The sequence below is a fragment of the Brevibacterium renqingii genome (assembly GCF_017808105.1).
GTDB lineage: Bacteria > Actinomycetota > Actinomycetes > Actinomycetales > Brevibacteriaceae > Brevibacterium > Brevibacterium renqingii.
The window spans coordinates 75556-88462 of sequence record NZ_JADBHF010000004.1; the positions used below are offsets into that span (position 1 = coordinate 75556).

A 12907-nucleotide genomic window follows, 5' to 3' on the forward strand; every position below is an offset into this window, starting at 1 on the left:
TATACACGCCCATTCAGTCGGGGAGCAAACGCTCAGAGCGGTCTCAGGACGGGGTGAGACCCGAGCCGATACCATTGTGCTGTGCCGACTCTCTCCAGCCTGCCTTCACGACTTCCCACATTCAGAATCCTGGTGCTGGGTCTCCTGATCGGGCTCCTGACGACGGGACTCGGACTCGCCCCCGCCTCGGCGGACGGCACGGCGTCCCAAGACGGCGTCGCGCGCGATGCCGCGAGCACCACCGGCGAGATCAGTGCGAACGGCACTGCCGGGGTCAGCGCCGACGGCACCGAGCAGATCCCCGAGGAGGCCGGAGCCCCGGACGGGAAGACGATCGTCTTCGGCATCCCCGGCCTGACCATCAACGATATCGACCGCGAACGCACGCCGCACCTCTTCCGTCTGCTCTCCGAGGGCGCCGCCGCCAATCTCAATGTGCGCACGATCGGCTCGGCCACCTGCCCCGCATCGGGTTGGCTGTCCTTCGGCGCCGGTGCCCGCGCCGAGGCCGGCCCCTCCCCCGCCGCCGAGGCGGCCGACGAAGAGGACACGGCCCGCTGCCCGACGATGATCGCGCCCACCACGGACCTCGACGGCGACGCGCTCGACTCCGATGAGGGAGCCGCCGAGCCGACCGACGAGGACGAGACCGGCGAGAAGAGTGACGAAACTCATGCGCAGGGTTCGGCTGCCGGGACGACCACGGCCCGGATCGAAGGCTTCGATGCTGTCAAGGAACCCAATATCGGCTCCGGCTACTCCGTCGACTACGGCATGCTCGCCCGCGCGGTGGCCGATTACGGCCAGGTCGCATCGGAGGGCACGATGGCCCAGCAGGAGGGGCGGGGCCTCGAGTCGTGCGTCGCCGCTGAGGGTCCCGGAGCCGCCTATGCCGCCGCCGATGAGCAGGGCGTGGTCGCGAACTATGCCGACGATGCGATCGCCACGGACTGCCGGCTCGGCTTCGTCGACCTCGGGGCGATCGGGATCCGGTCCTGGCTGTTCAACCCGATCCCGAGCTACTCCTACACCGTTCCGTCCGACTTCGATCGTGAGGACCGGGTCGCCGAGGCCGACCGCCGCCTCGGTGACCGGCTCCAGGAGGTGGAGGAGAACGCGAAGGAGGGTGCCGGTGAGCCCACGATCATCGTCGCCGGCCTCGGCGACAGCTCGGGCCTGCCCCAGCTGCGCGCCTTCATCGCCGCCGGTCCCGGCTTCGAACCCGGCTCCCTGTCCTCGGCGACGACCCGCACCCCCGGTCTGCTGCAGCTGACGGACCTGGCCCCAGGGATCCTCGACCTCCTCGATGTGCCGGCCCCCGGGGCGGTCGGCTTCGAACAGACCCCGACCGAGGACGATCCGCAGCAGCGCATCGACGATCTCGTCGCCGATGCGCAGAAGTCGACGACGATCTACGAACACCTGTCGACGTTCTCCGTGACGTTGGACATCGTCTTCTACTCCCTCTTCCTCGCCTGCGCTCTGCTTCTGAGCAGGTCGGTCCTCGGCCGCCGAGGCGGGGCCACCCTGGCGCCGCTCGTCCACAGATTCCTCGGCTGGGCTTCGCTGGCGATCGCGACCCTGCCCATGGGTGCGTTCCTCGCCGGGCTCCTCCCCTGGTCACGGATGTCTCAGCCGGACCTCGGTCTGCTCCTGTCCGTGCTCGGCACCGCCGCCGCGCAGTTCGCTCTCGCGCTGATCCCTCCGTGGGGACGGACTTGGCGCGGGCGCGTGGGCGCGCTGACGTTGACGAACCTACTCGTCCTGTCCATCGATCTGGCGACCGGTTCGCACCTGCAGGCGAACTCGCTGCTCGGCTACAACCCGATCGTCGGCGGCCGCTACTACGGTCTGGGCAATCAGGGAGCGGCGATCTTCATCGTCAGCCTCTTCGTCTTCCTGGGCCTCGTGATCTCCTGGCTGCGGACGCGCGGTCATCGCAGGGCCGTGATCGTCCTGCCCGTGGTCGTCGGTCTGCTCGCCGTGTTCGTCTCCGGCAACCCCTCGTGGGGGGCGAAGTTCGGCGGCACGATCGCCATCCTCGCCGGACTCATGGTGCTTCTGGCGCTCCTGACGAAGGTCCGGCTGTCGATCCTCCGGCTGGGTCTCATCGGCCTGGCCTCCCTGACCGTGCTCATCGGCATCGCCTTCCTCGACTGGCTGCGCGCTCCGGGGGCGCGGTCCCACTTCGGCACCTTCTTCGACCAGATCGTCACGGGCGAGGCCCTGCAGGTAATCGGACGGAAGCTCGGGGCGAACCTCCACATCATCCAGATCAACCCCGCTCTGGCCATCGTCACTCCGCTGGCCGTCATCGCCGTCCTGTTCTTCCTGCGCTACCTGCTCCACCTCCCCCGCGTGAGTGCTGACAGCCGCACGGGACGACTCGTCAACAAGTGGCGGGGCAAGCTGCCTCAGGTATTCACCGACGCCGACCTCCACTTCGGGTTCCTCGCCGCGGCCACCGGCCTCGGCGTCGGACTCGTGCTCACCGACTCCGGCGTCGCCGTGCCCTCGACCGGAGCCATGGTGCTCCTGCCCTACCTGCTGGCATTGAGCGCCGAGCACGCCGAGGACACCGTGGCGACGTCGGAGACCGGCGCCGAGGAGGTGCGCCCATGAGAGGTCCTGCGCTCTCCACCGCCGCTCGGGTTCTCCTCAGCGTCCTGGCCCTGACCCTCGTCGTCCTCGGTCTGCCGCAGGCGGTGCACGCCGGTGCGAGCTCGCCATCAGGGCACTCGGACCGGTCAGCTGACTCGGCGGACCGGGGCGACGATCCGTCGGGTGAGGGCGTGGTTTCGATCAACGTCTCCGGGTTCAGCTTCGAAGACCTCGATCCGCGCACCACCCCGAATCTGTGGGTCGTGATGAAGAACGCGCAGATCGGCACGATCACGCCCCGCAGCGTGCGGTCGACCAGCTGCCCGGTCGACGGCTGGCTGGGGCTGGGATCCGGTCGAAGGGCCGCCGACGAGCCCCGGGACGAGTGCCGCAAGCCGGCCCCGCCGATGGACGGATGGGTTGCCGACTGGGACGTCTACGCCCAAGTCGCCCGCAGTGACAACTACGATGCCTCCCTCGGAGCGCTCGCCGAGGCGGTTCCTGACATCCGCTCCTTCGGCGCCGGGGCCGCGATCGCCGCTGCCAGCCCCTCCGGTCATGTGGAGAACTGGTCCCCCGTCGGATCGGATCTGGGCGCGCAGGTGGCGAAGTCGTCCGCACACGATGAGCTCACCCTCGTCGATCTCGGCAACACCGCCGCCGACGGCTATTCGCTCAAGCAGCTCGACCGGCAGGTCGGGGACATCCTCGAATCGACAGGGTGGATGAGCGACGAACGCCAGGGCCGCCTCGGCGAGGGCCGCACCCCCATGGTGTTCTCCTCCATCGCTGACGGCGCGCACGAGGGTTCGTCGATGCAGGCGACGATGATGCTGCGGCCCGGGCAGCCTCCGGGCCTGCTGACCTCGTCGTCGACGCGTCAGCCGGGTCTGGTGCAGGTGCCCGATCTCGCCCCCACCCTGGTGGAGCTCTCCGGAGCCGAGGAGATGGACAATGCCGCCGGCGCCCCGATGACTTCGACCTCGAGCGGGTCCGACTGGAAGGCGCGCTATCAGGCCGTGCTCGATCGGCAGGTGGCCGTGAAGACGCAGAGCGACCTGTCCACGTGGTTCTTCCCCGTGGTCGCCTCATTGATGGTGGGGCTCCTCGCTTCGGCCTGGTTCCTGCGGAAGAACCATCGGCAGCTCGTCCATTCCGGGGCCTACCGCCTCGGTGTCGTCTTCGCGGCGATGCCGATCTCGACCTATCTGGTCAACACCGTGCCATGGGAGCGGGCGACGAATCCCGACATCGCGATGCTCGGGGCCCTCGGCGGATGGGCGCTCTTGCTCGGTGCGCTGGCGTTGCTCGGGCCGTGGCGCAGACACAAGTTCGGCCCCGTCCTCTTCGTCTCGGTCGTCACCGTCGGCGTGCTCGCCTATGACGTCGTCACCGGTTCCCAGCTGCAGATGTCGACCCTGCTCGGCGAGCCGCTGCTCATCGCGTCCCGGTTCTACGGAATCGGCAACTCGGCGCTGGCGCTCTACTGCTGCGCGCTGCTGCTGGCCGTGGCCGGCTTCGCCTCTTTGGTTGCCAAGCCACTCCACCGCATCCTCATTGTCACACTGCCGGTGATCGTGTCCTGCGTCCTGCTGGCCGCACCGGGTCTGGGCACGAAGTTCGGCTCCGTGCCGACGCTCATCATCGGTGTGGCCTATCTGGTCCTTGCCGTCGCGAGCATCCGCTTCTCCCTCAAGCGGCTGGGCTTGACGGTGGGCATCGCCGGCTTCGTCATGCTCGCCGTGCTCTTCCTCGACTGGCTGCGCCCGCCCGAGCAGCGCACACACTTCGGACGCTTCTTCGACTCGATCATCAGCGGAGAGGCGCTGAACGTGCTCGCCCGCAAGATCGGCATGAACATCGACATCCTCACTCAGTCCTGGATGACCTTGGTGCTGCCGCTCATCATCGTCGGAGTCTTCTGGGTGGCGCTCGATCCCGCGCGCTTCGGTCTGCGGGGCCTCCAGGACGCCTACCGGCGGATTCCGCTCCTGCGCGCGGCGATGATCAGCCTGGCGATCCTGCTGGGAGTCGGCACGCTCATCAACGACTCGGGCATCGTGGTCCCGGCGGTCGGCATCCTCTTCCTCGTGCCGGTCCTCACTCACCTGGAGACCTTCACAGCACCTCTGCCGCCGCCGACGGGTGGCGACGACGAGCCGGCACATGCTGCTGAGGACGCTGCCGCTGCGGACGGTTCAGGTACGGCCCGCACATCGCAGGAGCTTTCTGCGGCTGCGGATGAATCGCCTGCCGACGGAACTCACCGATAGCAGCGGCACCGACAAGCTGCATCCCTCACCGTTCGCGGCAGTACCTTCTGGTCGCGGCAACTCTCACCGTTCGCGGCTGCCCGCACCGTTCGTGACACTTCAGCGGCGCAGCGCCTCGTCGCACCGGTGCACCGCTCTGACATGCAGCTGACTGTAGACGAAGGCGCTGACGGTGAGGGATGCTCAGTCGAAGCGCTGACGGTGAGGGAGGCTCGGTCGAGGAGCTGCCGACAGCGACGGTTCCGCACAGCGCAGCGGCGTACTCTCAGGCCCCGCCTGCCCGTCGTCGACTCAGATGCTGATCCTGCGACGACGGACCACTGTGATCGCTGTGCCGCCGGCGACGATGAGCGCGAGAGCCGCGGCGACGACATTGAACGTCTCGAAGCCGGTGCGCGGCAGATCGCTGCCGTCCGCTGAACCGTTCGCGTTCGAACCGGATCCGTCCGCCTCACCGCCGTCGGCCGCAGCGTCTGCCCCCTCGGCGGCGTTGGCACCACCATCATCGGCCGAACCATCCGCCCCGGACGCACTGTCACCACCGCCCGCGGCACCGCCATCGGCCGCTCCATCATCACCGGCGGAGGCCCCGGCGTCCTCGGATACGGCAGCGGTGGTCGCGAACTCGTGTGCGATCGGCAGCGGGTTGTCGTCCCACCACGGGCCTTCGGAGTTCGCCTGCACACCGACCGTGACAGTCACGTCTCCCGAGGCGTCCTCCGGCGCGGTCACCGTCACCGAGGTCTCGCTCTCCCCCGCCGCGATCGAGTCGAGGGTGATCGTCGCCGCAGTCGCCTCGGTGCTCACCTCGGGACCCTTCGCGGAAGCCGTTTGGGACGAAGCTCCGGCTGCCTCGGCGGCGAATCCCTCGGGCACGTCGACGCTGACGTCGATCGGGCCGGCGACCTCAGACTTCGCATTCATCTTGAGCTTGAAATCAGCACTTTCACCGGGAGCGATGGTCTTCGGGCCGGTCAGCTCGGCGGTGAGATCGCCCTGGTCGATGACGTCTTCGGCCAGGTCGGCCTGGCGTTCGTTCTCATCCGGCGCCACGGGCGTGTTCTTCTCGAAGTAGGACACCCAGGTGTCGAAGTCGGTCAGTCCCGACTGTTCGAAATCACCCTTGGCGAAGGAGGAGAAGTTGTCACCGCCGGCGGCGAGGAAGCTCAGGGTGGCGACCCGGTAGTCCGCGTTCGGGTCGACCTTCTGACCGTTGACCTCGACGGACTTCACGTGCTCGCCCCGCTCAGCGTTCGAGTCGTAGACGACATCGACTTCGTCGGAGATGCCCAGATGGAGGAACGCGTTGCGTGCCCCTTCGGGCTGCCACTGCTCTTCGAAGAGTCCGATGACGTCTTCGCCTGTCATCGTCACCACGCCGTGGTCATTGGCGAACGGCAGCACCTCGTTGAGCTCAGCAGCCGTGACCTCGCACTTCTCCTCTTCGCCGTAGATGTGATCGCAGAGGAGGTCGGTGCGCAGACCACCGGGGTTCGTGATGCCGAAGTCGGCCCCGGGCAGCTGCGAGTCCTCGACGCCGTCCTTGAGCGCATCTGCGACGAGGTTGCCCAGCGTGGACTCGGCACCGCGGTCCTCGTTGCCGTCCATCTTCGCGCGGGTGATGTCTTCGGTGATCTTGCCGTGGACGACGGAGCCGGGTCCCTTGGCCGCTTCGTCAGCGTCCGCGATGATCTTCTCGACCTCGTCGACGACGGGAGAGTCGTAGCTCTTGTCCTCGGTGTCGATGAGTTCGGCCGTGTCCGTCGTCCAGTTGCCCTCCCCGTCGGCGGTGAGCTGGACCTGACCGACGTATTCGCCGTAGTTGCCGGCTTCGAGGACCGGACGGGTCCGGTCCGCGTCACCTGGGACCGGTGCCTCGAAGCTGTACGGCAGGTGGGTGTGGCCGGTGAACAGCACGTCGATCGAGGCGTCGGCCTTCGTCACGAGCTTCTCGAACTCGGCGTTCGAGGCTTTCGCGTCCTCGAGATTCTCGGTCGAGGAGGCGCCGAGGTGCGCCTCGACGACCGTCATGTCCGGCTGTTCGCCTCCCGGGAGCTCCTCGATCTCGTCGGCGACCCGGTTGACCGCGTCGGTGGGGTCTCCGAACTCGATGTCGGCGATCCCGGCCGGTGAGACGAGGGTTGCGGTCTCCTTCGTCACGACGCCGATGACGGCGACCTTGACCTCGCCGACGTCGACGATCGTGTATTCGTCGAGGCCGTCGGCGACGTTCTGCGAGCCCTTGTCGTAGACGTTCGCGGCGAGGTAGGGGAAGTCGGCCTCGTCGACGACGCGTCCGGAGAGGTCGGCGAGGCCGCGATCGAATTCGTGGTTGCCCACCGCCGAGGCCTGGACGCCGATCGCGTTGAGCACGTCGATTGTCGGAGTGTCCTTCGCCGAGGACGAGTTGTAGGGTGAGGCGCCGATGTTGTCACCGGCCGACAGCATGCCCGTGTCGCCCTTCTCGGCGAAGGCCGCACGCTCCTCTTCGACGACCGAGGCGACCTGGGTGCCGGCGTCGGAGATGCGACCGTGGAAGTCGGTGATGTTGAGCAGCTGCACCTGGGTGCCGGATGCGGCGGCCTGCGCGGAGGATTCGTCAGCGCTGTTCGCGTCATTGTGCGAGTCGCCGGCTCCAGCCGTGGAGGACTGCCCCGCGCCGAGGCCAGGCGCGGCGACGGCCGGTGAGAGACCGGGCAGAGTCAGCATCGACACCGCCGCTCCTGCGGCCAACACCTTCGACACAAGCTTGGACATGTATTCAGTTCCTTCGGTTATTCATCGGGCACACATCAACGGTGACGAGGAGCGGGAGACGGTTCCGTCCCGCAGTGCCGATGCGAACTCAGGGTTACCTGAGTGACAATCTACACAGGATTCTCACATCTGGAAAGGGGGATTCTCTCATAATCACGACATGCGTGATGAAGTGGCGCGCCTACTCGCGGTCGCGGCGGGCCATGGTCTGGGCCGCACGGGCGGCGTACTCCTCCGGTGCCGGGTAGCCGACCTCGGTGAGCACGAGGCCCTCGGCGGGGGTGACGAACATGGGCACGTCGGGGGCGAGACCTGCGTCGGCCTCGGCGATGAGCTCCGCGGGTCGGGTGATCGCCCAGTTGCCGGAGCCGACCTTGATCAGCCCGCCGACGAGCGCGCGGACCATATGGTGGCAGAAGGCATCGGCGCGCAGGTCGATGGTGATCACCGCGTCCTGGTCGCGGACGACCCGCAGCTCGTGGAGGGTGCGGATCGTCGTCGCGCCCTCGCGCGGTTTGCAGAAGGGCAGGAAGTCGTGCAGCCCCTGCACCTCGGCGGCGGATTCGGCCATGGTTTCGGCGTCGAGTTCGCCCTTGTGCCGGGGAGTGACGGCGGTCAGCAGCGGATCGATGAATGACCGATGATCGGCCAGACGGTACTGATAGGACCGCCACAGTGCGGAGAACCGGGCGTCGAAGGTCTCGGGCACCTCGGTCACGGCGTGGATGACGATGTCGGAGAAGCCGTCGGCGCCGAGCACTCCGCGCAGACGCGAGAGCAGAGCCACCTCGGCGGAGCGGTTCGATCGGCCGATGAGCTTGGCCATCGCATCGGCGCTCAGGTCGATGTGGACGACCTGCCGCCTGGCGTGCACCCCGGCGTCGGTGCGTCCGGCGACGACGGTGGCCACCTCGGTGCCGGTGATGCGTTCGAGCCCGGATTCGAGCGCGGCCTGGACGGTGCGCAGGCCCGGCTGCTTGGCCCAGCCGTGGAAATCCGTGCCGCGGTAGCCGAGGTCGATGCGGAAGCGGGTCATGCCGCAGACCTCGCCGAGGCGGGCCCGCCCTCGTCACCGGCGACCTCGGTGAAGGGGTCGCGGGGTTTGAAGACGTTGGAGAACAGGCGGGAGATCGGGCGCATGCGCTGCCGGTGATAGCGTTCGACGTTCGTGTTGTAGAAGCGGGCGGCGGCGAGGATCCGCTCGGTGAGCACCTGCAGCTGACCGTGCAGCAGTTGGATCGTCGTATCGATCTCCTCGTTCACCGCCGCCTGCCCGGAGCGGGCGAAGTCCTCGGTCAGGGACCTTTCGGTCATGGCTGCGGGGATGAGCGCGGCCTCGTCGACGGCCTCGGTCAGCGCGTTCTCGGCGGCCGCGCCGCGGTGGTCGAAGGGAGCACGTTCTGCGGAGGCGAGGGCGAGTTCTATGGTGGAGAGGTCCTGGCCGGCGATCTGCTGGAGGGTGCCGATGTAGGCCGGCACGAGAGCGTGTCGCGCGCGGATCTCTCCGATCAGCTGCCGTTTGGCCTCATCGCACAGCGACCGGGCCATGGACAGCTGGTTGAACCGCAGGATGGTGAGGACGAGCAGAAGGACGACGAAGGCGGCGACGATGCAGCCGCCGACGATGAACCAGACCACGGGCCGCTCCCCTCGACTGTGCGCTTGACGCTGAGTTCGTTCACTGTGCTCGACCGCCCGCGTTGAGGCGCAGACGGGGCGAGCTTTTCCGACACCTCAGTTTACGCAGGGTTCAGACGCCTCGCGAACGTGATTTCGACCAGATGTCGCCGCCTCGTCGCCTCCGGGCCATGCGGTCGTCACCGGGCGGGGCTTGGCTGGGGATCGTGAGAGTAGCGATCATTGCAGAGTCCTTCCTCCCCAATATGAATGGGGTCACCCACTCACTCCTGCGAGTCCTCGACCATCTGGCCGACCGCGGTGACGAGGTCCTCGTCATCGCCCCGGGCACCCGCCGCGACGGACCGAAGGAGGTCGCCGGAGTCCCCATCGTCAGGGTCCCCTCGATCGCCCTGCCGAAGTATCGGCGCGTCCGCGTCGCTCCCGGAGGCATCACCCGCATCCGCCGTCTCCTCCAGCGCTTCGCCCCGGACGTCGTCCATCTCGCCAGCCCCTTCGTCCTCGGCTGGCGCGGAGTGCTCGCGGCCCAGGCACTCAGCCTGCCGACCGTGGCGATCTACCAGACCGAGGTGCCCGCCTATGCCGCCCGCTACGGAATGCACGGCATCGAGGCGATGCTGTGGAACCACGTCCGCAATATCCACCAGCACTCCTCGCTGACGCTGGCCCCGTCGAGCTACACGATCGATCAGCTCTCCGGCCTCGGTGTCGCCGAGGTGGCCCTGTGGGCCCGCGGGGTCGATTCCTCCCGCTTCGACCCGGGACACCGGTCCGAGGCGTGGCGACGCTCCGTGGCGCCGAACGGAGAGAAGATCATCGGCTATGCCGGCCGGCTGGCCGCGGAGAAGCAGGTCGAGGATCTCGCGGTGCTCACCGATATTCCCGGTGCCCGTCTCGTCATCGTCGGCGACGGGCCGTGGCGGTCCCGCCTGGAGAGGTCCCTGCCGGGAGCGCACTTCACGGGATTCCTCGGTGGGGACGCTCTGGCGCAGGCGGTCGCGAGCTTCGATGTCATGGTCACCCCGGGTGAGCTCGAGACGTTCTGCCAGACGATCCAGGAGGCGATGGCCTCGGAGGTTCCCGTCATCGCCCCGGCCCGAGGCGGGCCCCTCGACCTCGTCGACTCCTCACGGACCGGTTGGCTCTACTCGCCGAAGGACCTGGGTGCCCTGCGTGCTCATGTCGTCGATCTGCTCGGCGACGAGGCGAAGCGCCGCGCCTTCGGTGTGGCCGGTCGTGAGCAGGTGTCCTCGCTCAGCTGGAAGAGCGTGTGCTCCCAGCTCATCGGCCACTACTCCCAGGCGATCGAGAATCCTGCGCCGCAGGTGCTCGGGCGCGGGTTCAGCTCAATGCTCGGTCCCGGTCTTGAGGACACCCTGCCCTACTAGGCTCGAGGACGCACGATGCAGCCCCGGCCTCGCCGAGGCGCTTGCGCCCGCGCCCGCTTCAGTCGACGATGCCGCGGGCGTCGAGGGCCCGACCGGTGTCCTGGGCATACTTGACCGAGCGCAGGATCGCCGGCACCACTCGGGCCTTGATGCTCGAATCGAGACCGCGGGCACGAGCGGCCCGCTCGGCCTCCCCCAGCAGGCCCGAGATGTGGGAGATCGCCCGCACCATGAGACTCGCGGTCAGAGCGATCGCCTCGGTGTTGGCGCCGAAGGTTCGCAGTGGGCTCACCAGCACGGTGAAGGCGTCGAGCAGCTGCGCGACAGTGGTCGTCAGCGTCAGCAGCAGCGCCGCTTGGACACAGGCGAACACGGTGCCGCCGACGGCCAGACCGGACTGCAGGGAACCGAAGAAGTACTGCAGGGCCATGACGATGGTGACCAGCACGGCGACGTAGAGCCAGGTCCGCAAGAAGTACGAGAGTCGCAGCCGGGCCGTGAACCCGACGATGACGAGGACTGCGAACATCGACCAGTTGATGACCGGGTCGCGGAAGATCAGCGCCACGATGCCGATGGCCGCGATGCATCCGAGCTTGGCTCCGGTCGGCACCGCGTGCAGCCAACCGCGGGTGGCCGCGACCTTCCCGAAGAGCTGCGGCCGCGGTCTGATCCCGGCATGCTTGCGCCAGGTGGCCGCGGCGCCGTCAGCCCCGGCAGCGTTCGCACCGCCGGCGTCAGCCCCGTCAGCGTTCGCGCCTGCCAGAGGATCCCGGGTCATGGCGTATCGCTCATGATTATCTGACGGTAGGTCTCGACCGCCTCGGCGGGGGCGGCATCGCAGGCGATGCGGCCGTCTTCGACGACGAGTGCGCGCTGAGCCAGGTGCGCGAACTCGAGGTCGTGGGTGGTGAGGACGATGCGCACTCCGCGCCGAGCCACGAGCTCCTGCAGATGCACCCGCAGCCGCTCCCTGTTGCGCAGGTCGAGCAGCGTCGTCGGCTCGTCGAGGACGAGGATCTGCGGATCGACGGCGAGCACCGCGGCCAGGGCCACGAGCTGGCGCTGTCCCCCGGAGAGCTCGTAGACGCTGCGATCTGCCAGATCGGCGATGCCGAGTTCGTCGAGCACGGCCAGGGCCGCAGTTCTGCGCTCCGACTTCGGCACGGACTTGCGCAGGGACAGTTCGATGTCCTCGACCGGGGTCGGCATGACCAACTGCGCGGCGGGATCCGTGAAGACGAAGCCGACGCGCGATCGCACCTTCGACCCCTGTCGGGCCGGGTCGAACCCGTCGACGAGGACCTGTCCCGCGTTCGCCGTGACCAGGCCGTTGAACAGCTGCAGCAGGGTCGACTTGCCCGAGCCGTTGGCGCCGATGACCGCGACGATGTCCTCGGTCAGCGTGAAGCTGACGTCCTGGAGGATCGGCCGGACCACATCGCCGTCGGGGCCTTCGTCGAGGACGCCGACGGCGACGTCGGTCAATCGGATCTCACGTGTCACTTGCGGCCAGGCTCCCGGCTCTCGCCGGCACCAGCCGCAGCAGGTGCGCCCGCATCGCCGGCACCGACAGCCGACGCGACGGCCCTTCCGCGGCGGCGGAGCACATCGGGAAACGCCCGGTGGATGAGGACCGCGACCGAGGCGGCGAGGATGTTCTTGATGATGTCACCGGGCCAGTAGGCGAGGTCGGCGACGGCTGCGACACTCAACGGCAGATCGGCATTGATCGACATGCCCAGGATCCCCAGCGGGTGGTTGAGCAGCAGGCTGCCGCCGAACCCTCCGACGAACAGGGCCAGTCCGAGCCGCATTCCATGGAAGCGGCGCACGGCCCAGCGAGCGACGAGTCCCGCAGCCAGAGCATAGAGGGTGAAGGAGAGGATGTAACCGGCGCTCGGTCCGGCCAGCACGCCGATGCCGCCGCTCATGCCCGAGAAGATCGGCAGGCCGAGCAGACCCACGACAACGTAGAGCAGAGTCGCCGCGGCTCCCCGCCAGGGTCCGAGCACCATTCCGCACAGGGCGATGGCGAACGTCTGGAGGGTGATCGGCACCCCGGCAGGACCGACGGGAACGGGAGGCATCATCGCAAAGGCTGCGAGCATGGCGGCGAAGACCGCGATGAGTGCGATATCGCCGGCACGACCGGCGGAGCGGGGACGAGGGATGCCCGCCGAGGCGGTGCTGTGTGCCTGAGACATAAGTACTCCATAGTTCGTGATCCATCCGGTCCGATTCCGGACG

The 12907-nt window shown here is 68.1% G+C and carries 9 protein-coding genes; 3 read left to right on the forward strand and 6 right to left on the reverse strand.

All coding sequences use genetic code 11. The features are described from left to right. The first annotated feature begins 132 nt into the window (after nt 1–132). A complete protein-coding gene (locus IHE57_RS05635; RefSeq protein ID WP_209371484.1) occupies nt 133–2622 on the forward strand; it encodes a hypothetical protein in 2490 nt (829 codons plus the stop codon). Then, the gene (locus IHE57_RS05640; protein ID WP_253719933.1) at nt 2619–4874 is read left to right on the forward strand and encodes a hypothetical protein; all 2256 of its coding nucleotides are present in this window, start codon (nt 2619–2621) and stop codon (nt 4872–4874) included. The genes IHE57_RS05635 and IHE57_RS05640 overlap by 4 nt, the downstream gene beginning before the upstream one ends. 291 nt (nt 4875–5165) lie before the next feature. Here IHE57_RS05640 and IHE57_RS05645 read toward each other — a convergent pair whose 3' ends face one another. The 3 genes from IHE57_RS05645 to IHE57_RS05655 form a co-directional block, all read right to left on the reverse strand. Continuing rightward, nucleotides 5166–7631 carry a bifunctional metallophosphatase/5'-nucleotidase gene (locus tag IHE57_RS05645; RefSeq protein ID WP_209371487.1) on the reverse strand — a complete coding sequence of 822 codons (2466 nt, stop codon included), beginning with the start codon at nt 7629–7631 and terminating at the stop codon, nt 5166–5168. A 181-nt stretch (nt 7632–7812) separates the two neighbouring features. After that, nucleotides 7813–8667, reverse strand: a complete 855-nt coding sequence (gene truA / locus IHE57_RS05650) for a tRNA pseudouridine(38-40) synthase TruA (RefSeq protein WP_209371490.1) — start codon at nt 8665–8667, stop codon at nt 7813–7815. Continuing rightward, a complete protein-coding gene (locus IHE57_RS05655) occupies nt 8664–9269 on the reverse strand; it encodes a LemA family protein (RefSeq protein ID WP_209371492.1) in 606 nt (201 codons plus the stop codon). Before IHE57_RS05655 ends, truA begins: the two co-directional genes overlap by 4 nt. A 206-nt stretch (nt 9270–9475) precedes the next feature. Here IHE57_RS05655 and IHE57_RS05660 point away from each other — a divergent pair, with 206 nt between their 5' ends. Then, a complete protein-coding gene (locus IHE57_RS05660; protein ID WP_209371494.1) occupies nt 9476–10657 on the forward strand; it encodes a glycosyltransferase family 4 protein in 1182 nt (393 codons plus the stop codon). A gap of 58 nt (nt 10658–10715) precedes the next feature. On the opposite strand, the gene IHE57_RS05665 is transcribed toward IHE57_RS05660, so the two are convergent. Genes IHE57_RS05665 through IHE57_RS05675 form a run of 3 tightly spaced genes read right to left on the reverse strand, consistent with a single transcriptional unit; the run spans nt 10716 to nt 12864 of the window. After that, on the reverse strand, nt 10716–11438 hold the full coding sequence (locus IHE57_RS05665) for a CbiQ family ECF transporter T component (protein ID WP_253719935.1): 723 nt from the start codon (nt 11436–11438) through the stop codon (nt 10716–10718). Next, nucleotides 11435–12163, reverse strand: a complete 729-nt coding sequence (locus tag IHE57_RS05670) for an energy-coupling factor ABC transporter ATP-binding protein (RefSeq protein WP_209371497.1) — start codon at nt 12161–12163, stop codon at nt 11435–11437. The genes IHE57_RS05665 and IHE57_RS05670 overlap by 4 nt, the downstream gene beginning before the upstream one ends. Continuing rightward, nucleotides 12160–12864: a biotin transporter BioY gene (locus tag IHE57_RS05675; protein WP_209371500.1), complete on the reverse strand. Its 705-nt coding sequence runs from the start codon at nt 12862–12864 to the stop codon at nt 12160–12162. The genes IHE57_RS05670 and IHE57_RS05675 overlap by 4 nt, the downstream gene beginning before the upstream one ends. Nucleotides 12865–12907: the final 43 nt, after the last annotated feature.